The organism is Helicobacter pylori, assembly GCF_003637685.1.
Lineage (GTDB): Bacteria > Campylobacterota > Campylobacteria > Campylobacterales > Helicobacteraceae > Helicobacter > Helicobacter pylori_CJ.
In genome coordinates this window covers 74,359-91,137 of sequence record NZ_MVWW01000003.1, presented here as the reverse complement: position 1 = coordinate 91,137, position 16,779 = coordinate 74,359, and the positions used below count along the sequence as shown (strand labels likewise).

The following is a 16,779-nucleotide window of genomic DNA, read 5'->3' as shown; positions in this document are numbered from 1 at the left end:
CTTTCTTAAGGGATAGAGGGTATTTTGAAATCATTCTCGCTCCCATTAACTTAACCCCCCAAAGATCGCATTTTTAAGAGATTAGTGCTTGCTTTGCGCAAAGCTCTTTTACCTTTTTTTAGATAAATTCAGCCACAAATTGCGGTTTTTTCACAAATTTAAGCTATTTTTTTTTTTTTTTGATTTAATATACTCGGTGCGATGATAATTGATTTAAAAAGGAAAAGCGATGAAAGCGACACAAAGCACCATTAACGACTTTTTTGCCTTAACAGGCACGATATTTTCTATCCCTGTATACCAGAGGAACTACACTTGGGAAGAAGAAAATTGTGAAAAATTACTGCAAGATATTGTCAGTATTTCACAAAACAAGAAAACGCATTTCATGGGTTCTATCACTTATATTTTGCATTTGATTGATGATGAAAAGAGCTTAAGACAACTGCAAGAATTTGTCATCATTGATGGGCAGCAAAGGATTACCACCATCATGCTTTTGCTTAAAGCCATAGAGACAAAGATACAAAATGAAGGGATAAAAAAAGAGATTGATGGGCTACTCAATTTTACAGGACAAAGGCTACGCCTAAAGCCCATTAAAAGCGACAAAGAAGCCTTTGAGCTTGTCATGCAAAATCGATCGCATGAAATACAAGGCGTATCCCATGTGAGAAACAATTATAGATTTTTCACCAAAGAGCTTGACAAGTATCTAGAAAAAGGGTATCGCATTGAAGAGATTTACGGCGCGTTTTTGCGGCTTAAAATCGTAGCCATAGGCTTAGAGCTAGGCGAAGATGATCCGCAAGTGGTGTTTGAAAGCATTAACGCTACCGGCGTGCAATTAAAAGGGCTGGATCTCATCCGCAACTATCTGATGATGGGGGAAAATTCTGACAGACAGAAACATCTTTATGACACTTATTGGATTTCTTTAGAAAATTGGCTTGGCGAAAAGGATTTGAATGATTTTATCAAAACCTATTTAAGAATCTATTTTGAGGATAGATTTAAGGAGGGAGAGCGTGAAGTGTATTACACGCTAAAAGCCCACCACAGAGACAATTTCCCTGATGATATACAAGGTCTTATGAGCGATATGCGTGAGTATGGCAGAATCTATCAAATCTTTTTAGACAGAGATCATCATATTTTATATTTTAGAGTGTGGGGATCCGCAGCAGTTAGCGAATTTACGCTTGCGTATTAAAGATCTTATGAAAGTCAAATTTGGCGTGGCAAAGCCTTTTATTTTGCGTTGCGCCAGAGATTTTGAAGAAGGCAAATTGGATTATGAAAACTTCCACGAAATTTTGCAAATCCTTATCAGCTACTATGTGCGCCGGAGCGTGTGCGGAGATCCTACCGGTGCACTTAACAAAGTTCTTTATATTTTATACAGACAGCTAGAAAACGTTTCAGCCGATGCGTTGAAGCGGTATTTGGGTAAGAGCGTTGGTCAAACGGCGTTCCCTAATGACGATAGAATTAGATCGGCGTTTCTTGTGCGTAACGCTTATGCAACAAATCAAGTGTGCAAATTCATTTTGCTTGAGATAGAAAAGCTAAGCAACGCCGAACCGCCAAGAGAAGAAAATCTAGAAGTGGAGCATTTCTACCCCAAAACCCCCACACAAGAATGGCGCGATAGGGTGGGGGACTATTTCACTTTTGAGCAAGACTACCTCAATAATTTTGGGAATTTAACCTTATCAGGGCAAAATCAAAAGCTTAGCAACAAATCTTACGAGGTAAAAATAGAGCTTATGGAAGAATACAGCTCCTTGCATTTAAACGACTATTTCATCAATAACACCCATTCTTGGGGGATAGAGGAAGTGAGGGCCAGGAGCGAATATTTAGCAAATCAATTCTGTCAAGTGGGATTGTTTAAAGATTTGCCTAAAGAATACCGCACAAGAGAGCTTCACAAAACCCTTGGTGATGACTTAACTAACCATAATCTTCAAAGCGTCAAGCTCCCCAATGGCCAAAGGCAAATGGCAAGAAACGCTAAGGAATTAACTAGCGCTGTCATAGACTACTTGCTAGAAAATGCCAGAGAAGCCTTTGAAAGCTACACAGATGAAGAGCCAAGATATATTTGTTGGGATAAAGCAAAAGCGCAATTAAGGGATAGAGATGGCACTTTGGTTGTGCCTTTTGAAAAATACGGATTCTACTTTGTAAGCAATGCGAGTTATCAAACTACGGGCAGTAATCTTAAAGATCTTATCTTAGGCTGCGATCTCAATCCCAGAGACTTTATTGTGTAACAAACAAGCCCCCCAAAGAAATGGGGGGTTAAAAAAATTTTAAAATCACTTGCCAAAAGCTTGGCACAAATGCGTGGTTAGGGAGTTGAGATACTGCTCCACTTGGGGGTTTTTCATCACATCATTACAAATAAAAGTAGGCAACGCTGAAAGCCCTAAAAATTGGAACGCTTTATGCAAATGCAAATACACAACATCCACGCCCACCCCTTCAAAAAATTCATTAGGATCATTAAAGGCTTCAATGGGAGCGTTCCAAGTCAAGCTCAACATGTATTTTTTGCCTTGCATCAAGCCCCCTTTCCCATAGTTTTTAGTGGGGTTTTGCGAACTTCTGCCATCGCTAGCATAAAGCTTCCCATGCCCTGAAGTGAAAACTTCATCAATGTATTTTTTCACAATCCAAGGCTCTCCCATCCACCAGCCAGGCATTTGCCAAATCGTCGCATCAGCGTTAAAGAATTTCTCCACTTCTTGGCTCTTTTCATAGCCTTTATCCACGATCGTTGTATCCACTTCTAACCCTAAAGACTCTAGAGTTTTTTTTGCATGGTGGGTTAAGGTTTCATTGAGTTTCCCCCCAGAATGCCCGAACGCTTTGGCTCCATTAATGATGAGTACTTTTTTCATTTTGTTCCCTTTTTAATAAAATAGGGGGGAATTTTATCCAAATGAAACTTAATGTTAAAGAAATTCCTTTCATCTAAAATAAAAGTTAAAAAATAATCAATTGCCACTACATTATTTTTATTATGTTAAGATAATGCAAATTTTTATGAAGGAGTGGCGATGTTCTACGATGAAAAAAAGACCTATCAAAAGATTGAAGAACGCCTTGAAATAGTCAGCTCGTTTAACGCTCATAACGAGCATAAAAACTTGCAAGACGAGTTTAAGGGTGCGGGCATTTCCAGGCGTGATTTGTTGAAGTGGGCGGGCATGATGAGCGCGACTTTAGCCTTGCCGGCTAGTTTTGCCCCCTTGACTTTAAAAGCGGTAGAAGTGGCTAACAGATTGCCTGTGATTTGGTTGCACATGGCAGAATGCACCGGTTGCAGCGAGAGCTTGTTAAGGAGTGCAGACCCCACCATTGATAGCATCATTTTTGATTACATTAACCTAGAATACCATGAGACCATCATGGTAGCGAGCGGTTTTCAGGCTGAAAAAAGCTTGCATGACGCCATAGAAAAGCATAAAAACAATTACATTTTAATGGTAGAGGGCGGTATCCCCCAAGGCACGGAATACTTTCTCACTCAAGGCCCAAACGCTGAAACGGGGGCTGAAGAGTGCAGGAAAGCCGCTCAACACGCAGCCGCTATTTTTGCCATAGGCACATGCTCAAGTTTTGGGGGCGTTCAAGCGGCTTACCCTAACCCCTCTAACGCGCAACCCTTACACAAAATCATTGATAAACCCGTAATCAATGTTCCCGGTTGCCCGCCTAGTGAAAAAAATATCGTGGGCAATGTGCTTTATTACTTGATGTTTGGGGCTCTCCCTAAATTAGATGTGTATAACCGCCCCTCTTGGGCTTATGGGAATAGGATTCATGATTTGTGCGAAAGGAGGGGGCATTTTGATGCGGGCGAATTTGTGGAGCATTTTGGCGATGAAAACGCTAAAAGGGGCTTTTGTTTGTATAAAATGGGCTGTAAAGGGCCTTACACTTTCAACAATTGCTCCAAACTCCGCTTCAATTCACACACCTCTTGGCCCATAGGCGCAGGGCATGGGTGCATAGGGTGTTCTGAGCCTAATTTTTGGGATACGATGAGTCCTTTTGAAGAGCCTTTGGCGAATCGCTCCATTAAAACCGCCTTTGATGGCTTAGGGGCTGATAAAGTGGCCGATAAAGTCGGCACGACTTTACTCAGTGCAACCGCTATTGGGATTGCCGCGCATGCGCTCCTTTCTAAAGCGATCAAAAATAAAGAGCAATAAGGGATTAACATGTCAAAAAAAATCGTAGTCGATCCTATCACTAGGATTGAGGGGCATTTAAGGATTGAAGTGATCGTAGATGATGATAATGTGATCACCGATGCATTTTCTTCTTCTACGCTTTTTAGGGGGCTAGAGACGATCATTAAGGGCAGAGACCCACGAGATGCAGGCTTTATCGCTCAAAGGATTTGCGGGGTGTGCACTTATTCGCATTATAAAGCCGGTATCACTGCGGTAGAAAACGCTCTAGGCATCACCCCCCCATTGAACGCGCAATTGGTGCGATCTTTGATGAACATGGCGTTGCTTTTTCATGACCATGTGGTGCATTTTTATACTTTGCATGGGCTTGATTGGTGCGATATTATGAGCGCTTTAAAAGCCGATCCCATTCAAGCGGCAAAACTTTCTTTCAAATACAGCCCTTATCCCATTAATACCGGTGCGGGCGAATTAAAAGCGGTTCAAAAACGCTTGAATGATTTCGCTAAAAGCGGATCTTTGGGGCCTTTTAGTAATGGCTACTATGGGCATAAAACCTATCGTTTAAGCCCAGAGCAAAATTTAATCGTCTTAAGCCACTACCTCAAGCTTTTAGAAATCCAAAGGGAAGCGGCGAAAATGACCGCTATTTTTGGGGCCAAACAGCCTCACCCACAAAGCCTAACGGTGGGGGGTGTTACGAGTGTTATGGATATATTGGATCCGACGAGATTGGCTGAATGGAAGAGCAAGTTTGAAGTGGTAGCCAATTTTATTAACCATGCATACTACCCTGATTTGGTGATGGCAGGCGAAATGTTCGCTAACGAACAATCTGTCATTAAAGGCTGCGGCTTAAGGAATTTTATCGCTTATGAAGAAGTGTTGCTCGGGAAAGATAAATACCTTTTGAGTAGTGGGGTGGTGCTTGATGGGGATATTTCTAAACTGCACCCCATTGATGAAAGTTTGATTAAAGAAGAAGTTACGCATTCTTGGTATCAATATGAAGACACTAAAGAGGTGCAACTCCACCCTTATGACGGGCAAACTAACCCGCATTATACCGGTTTAAAAGACGGCGAGAGCGTGGGGATTGAAAATAAAATAATCCCTGCTAAAGTGCTTGACACTAAAAATAAATATTCTTGGATCAAATCGCCCAGATACGATAGTAAGCCCATGGAAGTAGGCCCTTTAAGTTCCGTAGTGGTAGGTTTAGCGGCGAAAAACCCTTATGTTACTGAAGTGGCTACTAAATTTTTAAAAGACACGAAACTGCCTTTAGAGGCGTTGTTTTCAACGCTTGGGCGCACAGCTGCAAGGTGTATTGAAGCTAAAACGATTGCTGATAATGGCCTTTTGGCGTTTGATGCGTTAGTGGAAAATCTAAAGAGCGATCAAAGCACTTGCGTTCCTTATCACATTGATAAAAATCAAGAATATAAAGGGCGCTACATTGGTCAAGTGCCAAGGGGCATGCTAAGCCATTGGGTGCGTATTAAAAACGGCGTGGTGGAAAATTATCAAGCGGTGGTGCCTTCTACTTGGAATGCAGGGCCTAGAGATTCTCAAAATCAAAGGGGGGCTTATGAAATGAGCTTGATTGGCACTAAAATCGCTGATTTAACCCAGCCTTTAGAAATCATTAGGACTATCCATTCTTTTGACCCATGCATCGCATGCTCAGTGCATGTGATGGATTTTAAAGGGCAGTCTTTAAACGAGTTTAAAGTAGAGCCTAATTTCGCTAAATTCTAAAAAGGGACACGCATGGATAAAAAGGTCGTTTTACACAAAGAGTATTCAGGTTTTGTGCGCTTTTTCCATTGGGTTAGGGCTTTGAGTATTTTTACTTTAATCGCTACAGGGTTTTACATCGCTTACCCTTTTTTGCAACCTAATTCTAGCTTTTATAAAGGGGTGTATCTTTTACAAGCTTATGTGCGCTCTTTTCATGTCATGTTTGGGTTTTTGCTCATTAGCGCATTAATCTTTAGAACTTATCTTTTTTTCACTAAAGAAAGCTTAATGGAACGCAGGAGTTTTGGCCAACTTTTAAGCCCAAAAGCTTGGATAGATCAGATGAAAGCGTATTTTCTTATCAGCGGCAAAACCCACACTAAAGGAGCGTATAACCCTATCCAACTCGTGGCTTATTTGACTTTGACTATTTTAGTGGTATTGATGAGTTTGAGCGGAGTGGTGCTGTATTATAATGTCTATCATGCGGGGCTTGGGGCGTTTTTAGCAAGCGCTTTTAAGTGGTTTGAAGCGCTTTGTGGGGGGTTAGCGAATGTGCGTTTTATCCACCACTTAGCGACTTGGGGGTTTATTTTGTTTGTCCCTGTGCATGTTTATATGGTGTTTTTCCATTCTATCAGGTATGATAGTTCAGGGGCGGATTCTATGATTAATGGCTATGGTTACACCAAAGAATGAGTCAAAAAATCCTAATTTTAGGCATTGGCAATATCCTTTTTGGCGATGAAGGGATTGGGGTGCATCTAGCCCACTATCTTAAAAAGAATTTTTCTTTTTTCCCTAGCGTGGATATTGTGGATGGGGGGACTATGGCTCAGCAACTCATTCCTTTAATCACTTCGTATGAAAAGGTTTTGATTTTGGATTGCGTGAGTGCTAAAGGCGTTGAAATAGGATCAGTTTATGCCTTTGATTTTAAGGACGCTCCTAAAGAAATCACATGGGCTGGGAGCGCGCATGAAGTGGAAATGCTGCACACTTTAAGGCTCACGGAGTTTTTAGGGGATTTGCCTAAAACTTTTATCGTGGGGCTTGTGCCTTTTGTGATAGGGAGCGAGACCACTTTCAAGCTTTCAAGCGAAATGTTAAACGCTTTAGAAACAGCCCTAAAAGCCATAGAAACCCAACTCAACGCATGGGGGGTTAAAATGCAACGCACGGGCAATATCGCCCTAGATTGTATCGCTGAACTCTCTTATAAGGGTTTTTGAATTGGTTTTTGTTTTTCTTTTTAGATGCGTTAATGAAAAAACAAGCTTGATTTTTACGCCCCTTTTAGAGCAAATGGCGCTCCATTTGCAAGCACGTTTTTATAGCGTTTATAAGGATAATACGACTTCTTTCTACCTCCAAGCGAGTGCTGAGATCACTTTAGAATTCGCGCAAAAACTCAGTGAGATTCTGCCCTTTTCTTTAGATTTTAGCTTTTTGTCTTTAAAGGAAATCACAGAGCCTTTAGATGAAAATCTTTTCCAAACAGCAAGCCCTTCAAAGCCCCTTTTTATGAACGCTAAAGAGCATCAAGATTTTTTAGACAACAATTCATCTTTGTATGCCAATACTTTGGGCTTGATTGAAAACACCGCTTTTAAAGGGAAAATGATTCATAGCCCTAAAGAGCTTATAGATTGCTTAACCCAATTAAAAGGCATGCTCAAAACACAAGATTTTATCCCTATTTTCACTTCTAGGGGGCCGTTATTTTTTTCTTTAAAAAAGCCCTCTCCAAGCGTTATTTTTAGCGATCTTTCTAGCGTTTTAACCTGCACTAAATTGCCTTTAGAGGACGCTCAATATTTAGCCAGTTTGGAAAAACCCTCCATCAAAGCCCCATTAAAAAGCGTGTTTAAAGACACTTTCAAAAACGATGAAATCATAGCCCAACTACCCTATGACCCCATATTGAATTTATTGTGTCATATTTTACAAGATGAGGGGATAGAATTTGTTTTTACGCATGAAAGCCATTCTTGTGAAACGCTTTTGCATTATGAAGCGCTTTTTAAAACCCCTAAGCGCTTGATCACACCCACTAAAAAATTCGTGCTAGAAAACCATCTTTCAACCCTTCCTTTTAAAGATGAATTAGAGTTTTTAAGAGAAACCCCCAATTCTATCGTTTTGTATTTTAGTTTCAAGCACCCTACAAGGTTGTTATTGCATGCTAATGATTCTTTAAAAACGCTTTTAAGTGTTGGTTTTGATTTCAATCAAATATTTAATCTCCTCAAACAAGATGAAAAAGCCTCCAGAATGCTACAAAACTACGCGGCTAAATTCCCTGATTTTTACGCGCGCATTGCAGAGCTTTCTCAATACAATCTATGGGGCGCGAATTTATTGGATTTTTTTCGCATTTTAGGCTTTATTTTGGGGTATAGCGAGGATTTTCATTCGCATAGCGTTATTTCTTTGGCTAAAGAATGCTTACGCCCTAAAGGCCCTAGGATTGATTATAAAATCCTTAAAGACGATTCTTTGAAAATGGCTTTAAACTTTTCAAAGATCATGCACAGCGCGATGAGTTTCAGGCTCGCAGGCGTGGAAAATGAAATTTTGAGTTTGGGGATTTTGGATTCTTTAGCGGAGTTTTTAGGGAATTTCATTTGGGATAACGCACAAAATTTTAGCGTCCAAGAAGTAACGATCGCTGGGGATTTCTTTGGTGAAAAAGTGTTTTTGGATTTGTTTGTGCGGTATTTCCCTAAAACCCTCGCTCTTAAAACGCATGCGTTTTTGGATTATGAATAAGGGCTTAAAAGCGGATGTGCATCATCAGCCCGCCGTCCATGTATTGGGTTTTTTTGCTTTTAGTCCTTTCAAAATAAGGCCCAAAAGACAGGGCTTTATTGAAATTCACAATCGGCATGCTCACCCCTTCGGCGATATTGTTTTTAGCGAGTTGTTTGTAAAACTTTTTGTCGCTTTTTTTATGGCTTTTAAGGTTAGGGCTTTTTTCTAAATCCACGCCTTCTAATCCGCTATTTTTAGTGAAATCATAAAGCTTTTTGTCGTTTTTAGCCTCGGTTTCTGAGCCATGGTTTTTATGGAGTTTGTAAAATTTTTTACCGCTCTTTTTTTCGCTTTTAGTTTCGGTTTCTAAATCCGCTGCGAACGCACTACTATACGCCACAAACGATACAAGAAATAAATTTCTAACTATACGCATAAGATCTCCTCTTATATAGCCGTAGCCTTTCTTTATCACACTACCATAGCATGTTAGAATAAACTAATCAATAAAAAGCGTAAGGGAAGTATCCAGGTGCTCCATACCCATAAGGCCCATAAGGCATAAGACCTGACCCATAAGGCATGAAACCATAAGGCATGTAATAATAAGGCATGTAATAGCCTCCATACATGCCGTTTTGCATGGGCGAATTGAGGTTATCCACTGAATTGTAAAAGCCGTTTAGAGAACCATAAGCGTTATAATTAGTGAAACGATTGATTAAAGGCGTGGTGCGCGCATCAATAGTGGCGTTTTCTTGCTGGATGGCGTTTTCTTCTCTGGCGACTTCTTGAGCTTTGGTTTCTTTAGGATCTTTAACTATCACTTCTTCTATAGGCACATTCGCCCCACAAGCACTTAACAGATAGGCTAAAAAGCCGGTGTTTAAAAAAAGAACGATTTTAGAAAGATGAGCGGATTGGTTGGGTAAAAAAGTTTTATTGTTTTGATGCATGGGTTTTCCTAAATTTTAAAATAACTAAAGATTAACATGTTTTTGATTTAATGTTGGTTAAGCGGTGGTTTTTAGGGTTAATTCATTTTAACTTTGTTTTTCATTAAAACCCCATACTAAAATCTTATTTTATGATAAAATACCTAGCAATAATATCAAATCTTAAACCAAAGAAAAACCATGAAAAAAGCCCTCTTACTAACTCTCTCTCTCTCTCTCTCTCGTTTTGGCTCCACGCTGAAAGGAACGGATTTTATTTAGGTTTAAATTTTGCAGAAGGAAGCTATATTCAAGGACAAGGTAGCATCGGCGAAAAAGCTTCAGCAGAAAACGCCTTAAATCAAGCGATCAATAACGCAAAAAATTCATTATTCCCTAACACAAAAGCCATAAGAGATGCACAAAACGCCTTAAATGCAGTGAAAGATTCAAACAAAATCGCTAACCGATTCGCAGGAAATGGCGGGTCTGGCGGTATTTTCAATGAACTCAGCTTGGGGTATAAATATTTTTTGGGTAAAAAAAGGATTATAGGGTTTAGGCACTCTCTTTTTTTCGGTTACCAACTTGGTGGCGTTGGTTCTGTTCCTGGCAGCGGTTTAATAGCTTTTTTACCCTATGGTTTCAATACGGATTTACTCATTAATTGGACTAACGATAAACGAGCGTCCCAAGAATACGTTGAACGAAGGGTAAAAGGACTCTCTATATTTTACAAAGATATGACCGGCAGAACGCTAGATGTTAACACATTAAAAAGAGCATCAAGGCATGTAATCAGAAAATCTTCAGGACTTGTGATTGGCATGGATATAGGGGCTAGTACTTGGTTTGCAAGCAACAATCTCACCCCTTTTAATCAAGTCAAGAGCCGCACGATTTTTCAGTTACAAGGGAAATTTGGCGTTCGTTGGAGTAGTGATGAATACGATATTAATCGCTATGGCGATGAAAACTATCTTGGGGGTTCTAGTGTTGAATTAGGGGTTAAAGTGCCAGCGTTTAAAGTCAATTACTATAGCGATGATTACGGGGATAAATTGGATTATAAAAGAGTAGTGAGCGTTTATCTTAACTATACATATAACTTTAAAAACAAACATTAAAACACGCTTTTACCGCTCTTTGATTGTTTTGTAAAAACGCTCAAAGGCATTTTTTAAACAAAAATATAAAACAGCTTGATCTTAATCAAGCGACAAGCTCTTAAAAAAACGCTCTTTTTGGGTTAGGGGTTTTAGTTGGGGGTTGTAGGGGGAATTATTTCAAAATCCCTTGTTCTCTTAAGAAATTTATTATAAAAACAAAGTTTTAAAAACCCCATTTTTTAAAAAATTATTTTTTACAGCATGGCTTGAAACTCTTCAAAGCCTTTTTTTCTTAATTGGCATGCCGGGCATTTATCGCAGCCATAGCCATAAGCATGCAAAATCTTTCGCTCTCCTTGATAGCAGGTGTGCGTTTCTTTGATGATCAAATCTAAAACCCCTAAATCTTTAGCCATTTGAAATTCTTGCGCTTTACTTAAAAACATTAGAGGCGTTACAATTTTAATCGCCGTGTTTGATCCTAAATTTAGGGCATGCTCAATGCTTTTAATAAAATCTTCTTTACAATCCGGATAGCCGCTAAAATCCGCTTGCGAAACCCCTAAAGCGATGTTACTAGCCCCAAGTTTTTGCGCGTAAGAATGCAAAAGGGTGATAAAAATGGCGTTACGATTAGGCACAAAAGAGTTGGGTAAATCTTTATTTTGCGCATGCGAATGCCCCATTAAATCGTTAGAGTTTTTAAAAAGCGCGGAGTGGGTGATATTCTCTAAAAAATCTAATGGGATGATTTCATAAGGGAGTTGTAAAAGAGAAGCGATTTTTTGAGCGCATTCTAATTCCACAGAGTGTTTTTGCGCGTAATCAAACCCCACTAAACAGACTTTTTTAAAACGCTTTTTCGCCCATACGGCTAAAGTGGTGCTGTCTTGCCCGCCGCTAAAACCGATCACGCAAATTTCTTGTTCCATCAAAATTCCTTAAAAATTCTAAAAAGATATAATAACACAAAGAAATTTTAAGAGTAAAAAGCGTGTTTGAGTTGGAAGAAGGATTAAAAGAATTGTTTGATATTTATGAAAAATCCCCTTATGAGCTTTACTTGGTAGGGGGGTGCGTGCGCGATTGTTTAATGGGTATTACCCCTAAAGATTACGATTTGACCTCAAACGCTTTAGTGAATGAAAGTAAAGAGCTTCTTTTAAAGCACCATTTTAGGGTGCTAGAAACCGGTATCAAACATGGCATGATCACGGCTCTTAAAAACCATCAAAGCTATGAAATCACAACTTTTAGAATGGAAAAGGGGCATATCAAACACCGAAAGCCTAAAGAATTGGTTTTTAACGTGCGTTTAACGGACGATTTAAAGCGGCGCGATTTTAGCATGAATGCGATCGCTTATAGCCCTACAAAAGGGATTATTGATCCTTTTAAAGGGCAAAATGCGATTGAAAATCAAACGATTGCATGCGTGGGGGGAGCGCGATTGAGGTTTTTTGAAGACGCTTTAAGGATTTTAAGAGCGTTGCGATTTGGTGCAACTTTAGGCTTTAAGATAGCAGCAAGCACCAAAAGAGCGGTTTTTGCATGTAAGGATTTGTTAAAACACCTTTCTAAAGAGCGCTTACAAAGCGAGTTGAATAAGCTTCTTATGGGGAAAAACGCCTATGAAGTGGCTAAAGAATATCAAGAAATTTTGGAGTTGGTTATTCAAGAAAAAATAGAAAATTTAGGGTTTTTAAAAAACGCGCCTTTGAATTTGGAATTAAGATTATTGGGGTTTTTTAAACATCAAAAAAGTTTAGAAAATTTACGCTACCCTAAAAAAACTTGTATTTTATTTTCCAAAGCCAAAGAATGCCATAAAGCTTTTTTAAATATCCATAACAAAACAGAGTTAAAATTTTTATTGAAAAACCACGATTTAGAGCCTTTTAATTTGGCTTTAGATTTTTATGCGCTAGAAAACCCCAAACACGCTTTAAAAATTAAAAGATTGTTAAAAGAAATCTTTGATTCTAACGAGCCTTTTAAAAAAGAACACCTAGCCCTTAAGGGCGGCGCGCTTCAAAGCTTGGGCTACCAACACCAAAAAATCGGCGAAATTTTAAACGCATGCTTAAATTTAGTCATTGAAAATCCTAAAAATAACGCTTTAGAGTGGCTGATTGAATGGGTTAAAGGTCATTATTTACCTAATGATGCTATAAACCTTTCGCCAATAGGCAGAAAAAATTAAAAACAGAGAAAACATGATAACGATGAATGCGATTCAATGGCCTGAAAAATGGATACCAGGAGAGACTGATAATTTTGTGTCCAATGAAGTCATTGTCAAAGGTTTGGATTTTAAAAAAGTGGTGCAGCATTTAAGAGATGCGTCCCATTGGGAAAAGTATTACAAAAACTCAGGGAATGTTCATGTGTACCATCAAGACAATACCATTCTTAAAGATAAGACTCGTTTCCGCTTTGAAACTTTTGGCTTTCTCATTGAAGTGCAAGTGGAAGAGTTTGAATTGAAAGACACCATACTGCGTTTGGCTTGGAGAGGTTGGAATGAAGCTAAAGGCGATGAGTATCTTGAAGTGTATCACGCATGGCTAGTTGAAAAATTAGACAATAATCGTGTGCGTATTTTAACCCAAGAAAGCCAATCAGGAGTCCCTGCTAAAGCTTTAGCGGAATCTGTGCCTAATGCGATGTTGAATGGCCATCAAGCTTGGTTAGATGGTTTAGTGGCGTATTCACGCTAATTAAGGAGAATTGAATGAAAATTGGATGGATTGGACTAGGGGCTATGGGGACTCCTATGGCGGCTCGCTTGTGCGATGCAAATTTAGAAGTGTCGGTTTATAACCGCACAGAGAGCAAAGCAGTCTCTTTAAAAGAAAAGGGCGTAGCGGTTTATACTAACCCTATAGATTTAGCCGCTAAAGTTGATCTGATTTTTACCATGCTTTCGGATAAAGTGGTGATTGATGCTGTTTTAGTGCCAGAATTTTGGGAACAGATGTCTAAAAAAATCGTGGTGAATATGAGCACCATCGCTCCTTTGGAAAGCTTATCTTTAGAAAAAACCGCTCAAAAGCATCAAGTAACTTACCTTGAAGCGCCTGTTTCAGGATCGGTTGGTGCGGCCAAAGCCGGGGCGTTATTGATTTTAGCGGCAGGTGATGAAGAAGGGGTTGCTCAACTCAAACCTGTTTTGGCGCATTTAGGGAGTCAGATTTTTTATTTGGGTAAGATTGGTCAAGGGGCAGGGGCTAAATTATCCATTAATAGCCTTTTGGCTCAAATGGGGGTCGCTTATTCAGAAGCTTTGCTATTAGCCAAACATTTAGGGGTTGATGCAGAGTCATTTTTACAAATTATTGGCCAATCTGGCATGAATTCGCCTCTCTTTCAAGCTAAAAAAGGCATGTGGCTGCAAGATAGCTATCCGGTCGCTTTCAGCTTGAAACTCATGCTCAAGGATATTCGTCTAGCTAAAAATGAAGCAGGGGAGGCGATTGAATTGCCATTCTTATTTCAAGCAGAAGAGCTTTATTCTCAAGCGGAAAAATCCGGTTTAGGCGAAATGGATATGGCAGCCGTTTATCATTATTTAGAAAAAGGAGAACATTAAAATGGACAGAGAACAAGTGGTTGCTTTACAGCACCAACGATTTGCTACAAAAAAATACGATTCGAATCGTCGTATTTCCCAAAAGGATTGGGAAGCGTTGGTTGAAGTGGGGAGGTTAGCCCCTTCTTCAATCGGGCTTGAACCATGGAAAATGCTTTTATTAAAGAATGAACGCATGAAAGAAGATTTAAAACCGATGGCCTGGGGGGCGCTTTTTGGTTTAGAGGGAGCGAGCCATTTTGTCATTTATCTTGCGCGAAAAGGCGTTACTTATGACAGCGATTATGTTAAGAAAGTGATGCATGAGGTTAAAAAAAGGGATTATGACACTAATTCCAGGTACGCTCAAATCATCAAAAATTTCCAAGAGAACGATATGAAACTCAATAGCGAACGATCTTTGTTTGATTGGGCTAGCAAGCAGACTTATATCCAAATGGCGAACATGATGATGGCAGCGGCCATGTTAGGGATTGATTCTTGCCCGATTGAAGGGTATGATCAAGAAAAAGTGGAGGCTTATTTAGAGAAAAAAGGCTGTCTAAACACCGCAGAATTTGGCGTGTCGGTAATGGCTTGTTTTGGTTATCGTAACCAGGAAATCACCCCTAAAACCCGCTGGAAGACAGAAGTTATTTATGAAGTGATTGAATAAAAAACGCTGTTAGCTTTTTGATAACCAATCATGAAAAGCTTGGCGTTAGCCAAGCGCTAATCTCTTGAATAATGCTTATCCATGTTTGATAAAACAGAACTACCACAACACAATTAAGTATTCTTTAGGTATAATCAAAAACTATTTTTAAATAAAGGGTTTTTATGCTTCGTTTTGCGCCTTCGCCTACAGGGGATATGCACATAGGGAATTTAAGGGCAGCCATTTTTAACTACATTGTGGCTAAACAGCAACATAAACCCTTTCTCATCCGCATTGAAGACACGGACAAAGAGCGTAACATTGAAGGCAAAGACCAAGAGATTTTAGAAATTTTAAAGCTTATGGGGATAAGCTGGGACAAGCTCGTGTATCAAAGCCATAATATAGATTACCATAGGGAAATGGCAGAAAAATTACTGAAAGAAAATAAAGCGTTTTATTGTTATGCGAGCGCGGAGTTTTTAGCAATAGAAAAAGAAAAAGCCAAAAATGAAAAACGCCCTTTTAGGTATTTAGACGAGTGGGCCACTTTAGAAAAAGACAAAAACCATGCCCCTGTGGTGCGTTTGAAAGCCCCAAATCATGCGGTGTCTTTCAACGATGCGATTAAAAAAGAAGTGAGATTTGAGCCTTATGAATTGGATTCTTTTGTGCTTTTAAGGAAAGATAAAAGCCCGACTTATAATTTCGCTTGCGCATGCGATGATTTGCTCTATGAAATCAGTCTCATTATTAGAGGCGAAGATCATGTGAGCAACACCCCTAAACAAATCTTAATCCAAGAAGCTTTAGGCTCTAATAATCCCATTGTTTATGCGCATTTGCCTATTATTTTAGATGAAGTAAGCGGTAAAAAGATGAGCAAAAGGGACGAAGCGTCCAGCGTGAAATGGCTTTTGAATCAAGGGTTTTTGCCGGTTGCGATCGTGAATTACCTCATCACTATCGGTAATAAAGTGCCTAAGGAAGTTTTTAGCCTTGATGAAGCGATAGAATGGTTTGATTTAGAAAACCTTTCTAATTCCCCGGCTCATTTTAATTTGAAATATTTAAAACACTTAAACCACGAGCATTTAAAGCTTTTAGACGATGAAAAGCTATTAGAACTCACTTCAATAAAAGATAAAAACCTCCTAGGGCTTTTAAGATTGTTTGTAGAAGAATGCGGCACGCTTTTAGAATTGAAAGAAAAAATTTCGTTGTTTTTAGAGCCAAAGGATATTGTTAAAACTTATGAGAACGAAGATTTTAAAGAGCGTTGTTTAGCGCTTTTTAACGCCCTAAAAGGCATGGATTTTCAAGCGTATAAGGATTTTGAAAGTTTTAAAAAGGAAGCCATGCGATTGAGCCAGCTTAAGGGTAAGGATTTTTTCAAACCTTTACGCATTCTTTTGACCGGGAACTCGCATGGCGTTGAATTGCCGTTGATTTTCCCTTATATCCAAAGCCATTATCAAGAAGTCTTAAGGCTAAAAGCATGATTTTTTCCACTCTCATTAATGCGATAGCGGTGATTTTAAGCTCGCTCATTACGATTTATATGTGGATAGTGATCATTTATTCGCTTATCAGTTTTGTGCAGCCTAACCCCAATAACCCTATCATGCAAATCCTCGCTCGTTTGTGTGAGCCGGTGTTTTATTTTTTACGCTCTAGATTCAAGCTGGTGTTTAACGGGTTGGATTTCGCTCCTTTAGTGGTGGTCATTGTTTTGAAATTTTTAGATTTAACTCTCATCCAATGGCTTTTTATGCTCGCCAAAAGCCTTTAAAGAAAA

The 16,779-nt window shown here is 39.3% G+C and carries 15 protein-coding genes and 2 pseudogenes; 13 read left to right on the top strand and 4 right to left on the bottom strand.

Annotated features, from left to right (window positions below; translation table 11 throughout):
* Positions 1–229: 229 nt before the first annotated feature.
* Positions 230–2,279, top strand: a pseudogene (locus tag EAL44_RS03440) (DUF262 domain-containing protein).
* 45 nt (positions 2,280–2,324) lie between these two features.
* On the opposite strand, the gene mdaB reads toward EAL44_RS03440, so the two are convergent.
* Positions 2,325–2,909 (bottom strand): NADPH:quinone oxidoreductase MdaB, encoded by a 585-nt coding sequence (gene mdaB, locus EAL44_RS03435; protein ID WP_001945454.1) that lies wholly within the window; start codon positions 2,907–2,909, stop codon positions 2,325–2,327.
* A gap of 159 nt (positions 2,910–3,068) precedes the next feature.
* Between mdaB and EAL44_RS03430 the strand changes: the two genes are divergently transcribed.
* From EAL44_RS03430 to hydE, 5 genes are read left to right on the top strand one after another with little or no spacing between them, the layout of a single operon-like run.
* Entirely contained in the window at positions 3,069–4,226 is a 1,158-nt protein-coding gene (locus EAL44_RS03430) for a hydrogenase 1 small subunit (RefSeq protein WP_121074703.1), read from the top strand.
* A 9-nt stretch (positions 4,227–4,235) separates the two neighbouring features.
* The gene (locus tag EAL44_RS03425) at positions 4,236–5,972 is read left to right on the top strand and encodes a nickel-dependent hydrogenase large subunit (RefSeq protein ID WP_120883994.1); all 1,737 of its coding nucleotides are present in this window, start codon (positions 4,236–4,238) and stop codon (positions 5,970–5,972) included.
* 12 nt (positions 5,973–5,984) lie between these two features.
* Positions 5,985–6,653, top strand: a complete 669-nt coding sequence (gene cybH, locus EAL44_RS03420; protein WP_121074700.1) for a Ni/Fe-hydrogenase, b-type cytochrome subunit — start codon at positions 5,985–5,987, stop codon at positions 6,651–6,653.
* Entirely contained in the window at positions 6,650–7,186 is a 537-nt protein-coding gene (gene hydD, locus EAL44_RS03415) for a hydrogenase biosynthesis protein HydD (RefSeq protein WP_000078616.1), read from the top strand. Before cybH ends, hydD begins: the two co-directional genes overlap by 4 nt.
* A gap of 1 nt (position 7,187) precedes the next feature.
* A complete protein-coding gene (hydE, locus tag EAL44_RS03410) occupies positions 7,188–8,726 on the top strand; it encodes a hydrogenase biosynthesis protein HydE (protein WP_121074697.1) in 1,539 nt (512 codons plus the stop codon).
* 4 nt (positions 8,727–8,730) lie between these two features.
* Here the strand turns inward: hydE and EAL44_RS03405 are convergent, their stop codons facing one another.
* Both EAL44_RS03405 and EAL44_RS03400 read right to left on the bottom strand, forming a co-directional pair.
* Positions 8,731–9,144, bottom strand: a complete 414-nt coding sequence (locus tag EAL44_RS03405; protein ID WP_064436501.1) for a hypothetical protein — start codon at positions 9,142–9,144, stop codon at positions 8,731–8,733.
* A 67-nt stretch (positions 9,145–9,211) separates the two neighbouring features.
* The gene (locus EAL44_RS03400) at positions 9,212–9,664 is read right to left on the bottom strand and encodes a hypothetical protein (protein WP_000554089.1); all 453 of its coding nucleotides are present in this window, start codon (positions 9,662–9,664) and stop codon (positions 9,212–9,214) included.
* A 180-nt stretch (positions 9,665–9,844) separates the two neighbouring features.
* Between EAL44_RS03400 and oipA the strand changes: the two are divergent.
* Positions 9,845–10,770 (top strand): annotated as a pseudogene (oipA, locus tag EAL44_RS03395) (outer inflammatory protein OipA).
* Between the two features lie 236 nt (positions 10,771–11,006).
* Here oipA and queC read toward each other — a convergent pair.
* Positions 11,007–11,684, bottom strand: a complete 678-nt coding sequence (gene queC, locus EAL44_RS03390; RefSeq protein ID WP_000434389.1) for a 7-cyano-7-deazaguanine synthase QueC — start codon at positions 11,682–11,684, stop codon at positions 11,007–11,009.
* A 62-nt stretch (positions 11,685–11,746) separates the two neighbouring features.
* On the opposite strand from queC, the gene EAL44_RS03385 reads away from it, so the two are divergent.
* The 6 genes from EAL44_RS03385 to EAL44_RS03360 all read left to right on the top strand — a co-directional run bounded on the left by EAL44_RS03385 (position 11,747) and on the right by EAL44_RS03360 (position 16,773).
* Positions 11,747–12,955, top strand: coding sequence for a CCA tRNA nucleotidyltransferase (locus EAL44_RS03385; RefSeq protein ID WP_121074692.1), 1,209 nt, complete (start codon positions 11,747–11,749; stop codon positions 12,953–12,955).
* A 13-nt stretch (positions 12,956–12,968) separates the two neighbouring features.
* A complete protein-coding gene (locus tag EAL44_RS03380) occupies positions 12,969–13,472 on the top strand; it encodes an SRPBCC family protein (RefSeq protein WP_121074689.1) in 504 nt (167 codons plus the stop codon).
* 14 nt (positions 13,473–13,486) lie between these two features.
* On the top strand, positions 13,487–14,344 hold the full coding sequence (locus EAL44_RS03375; RefSeq protein ID WP_121074686.1) for an NAD(P)-dependent oxidoreductase: 858 nt from the start codon (positions 13,487–13,489) through the stop codon (positions 14,342–14,344).
* Position 14,345: 1 nt separating this feature from the next.
* Positions 14,346–14,999, top strand: a complete 654-nt coding sequence (gene frxA, locus EAL44_RS03370) for an NAD(P)H-dependent flavin oxidoreductase FrxA (RefSeq protein WP_121074682.1) — start codon at positions 14,346–14,348, stop codon at positions 14,997–14,999.
* A 164-nt stretch (positions 15,000–15,163) separates the two neighbouring features.
* A complete protein-coding gene (gltX, locus tag EAL44_RS03365; RefSeq protein WP_121074680.1) occupies positions 15,164–16,483 on the top strand; it encodes a glutamate--tRNA ligase in 1,320 nt (439 codons plus the stop codon).
* A complete protein-coding gene (locus tag EAL44_RS03360; RefSeq protein ID WP_078268767.1) occupies positions 16,480–16,773 on the top strand; it encodes a YggT family protein in 294 nt (97 codons plus the stop codon). The genes gltX and EAL44_RS03360 overlap by 4 nt, the downstream gene beginning before the upstream one ends.
* Positions 16,774–16,779: the final 6 nt, after the last annotated feature.

Excerpts from the sequence above, each read along its gene's own strand:
- EAL44_RS03430 (WP_121074703.1), top strand. The coding sequence starts at position 3,069 with ATGTTCTACGATGAAAAAAAGACCTATCAAAAGATTGAAGAACGCCTT.
- hydD (WP_000078616.1), top strand. The coding sequence starts at position 6,650 with ATGAGTCAAAAAATCCTAATTTTAGGCATTGGCAATATCCTTTTTGGC.
- EAL44_RS03400 (WP_000554089.1), bottom strand. The coding sequence starts at position 9,664 with ATGCATCAAAACAATAAAACTTTTTTACCCAACCAATCCGCTCATCTT.
- queC (WP_000434389.1), bottom strand. The coding sequence starts at position 11,684 with ATGGAACAAGAAATTTGCGTGATCGGTTTTAGCGGCGGGCAAGACAGC.
- EAL44_RS03380 (WP_121074689.1), top strand. The coding sequence starts at position 12,969 with ATGATAACGATGAATGCGATTCAATGGCCTGAAAAATGGATACCAGGA.
- EAL44_RS03375 (WP_121074686.1), top strand. The coding sequence starts at position 13,487 with ATGAAAATTGGATGGATTGGACTAGGGGCTATGGGGACTCCTATGGCG.
- cybH (WP_121074700.1), top strand. The coding sequence starts at position 5,985 with ATGGATAAAAAGGTCGTTTTACACAAAGAGTATTCAGGTTTTGTGCGC.
- EAL44_RS03425 (WP_120883994.1), top strand. The coding sequence starts at position 4,236 with ATGTCAAAAAAAATCGTAGTCGATCCTATCACTAGGATTGAGGGGCAT.
- frxA (WP_121074682.1), top strand. The coding sequence starts at position 14,346 with ATGGACAGAGAACAAGTGGTTGCTTTACAGCACCAACGATTTGCTACA.
- gltX (WP_121074680.1), top strand. The coding sequence starts at position 15,164 with ATGCTTCGTTTTGCGCCTTCGCCTACAGGGGATATGCACATAGGGAAT.
- mdaB (WP_001945454.1), bottom strand. The coding sequence starts at position 2,909 with ATGAAAAAAGTACTCATCATTAATGGAGCCAAAGCGTTCGGGCATTCT.
- EAL44_RS03405 (WP_064436501.1), bottom strand. The coding sequence starts at position 9,144 with ATGCGTATAGTTAGAAATTTATTTCTTGTATCGTTTGTGGCGTATAGT.
- EAL44_RS03360 (WP_078268767.1), top strand. The coding sequence starts at position 16,480 with ATGATTTTTTCCACTCTCATTAATGCGATAGCGGTGATTTTAAGCTCG.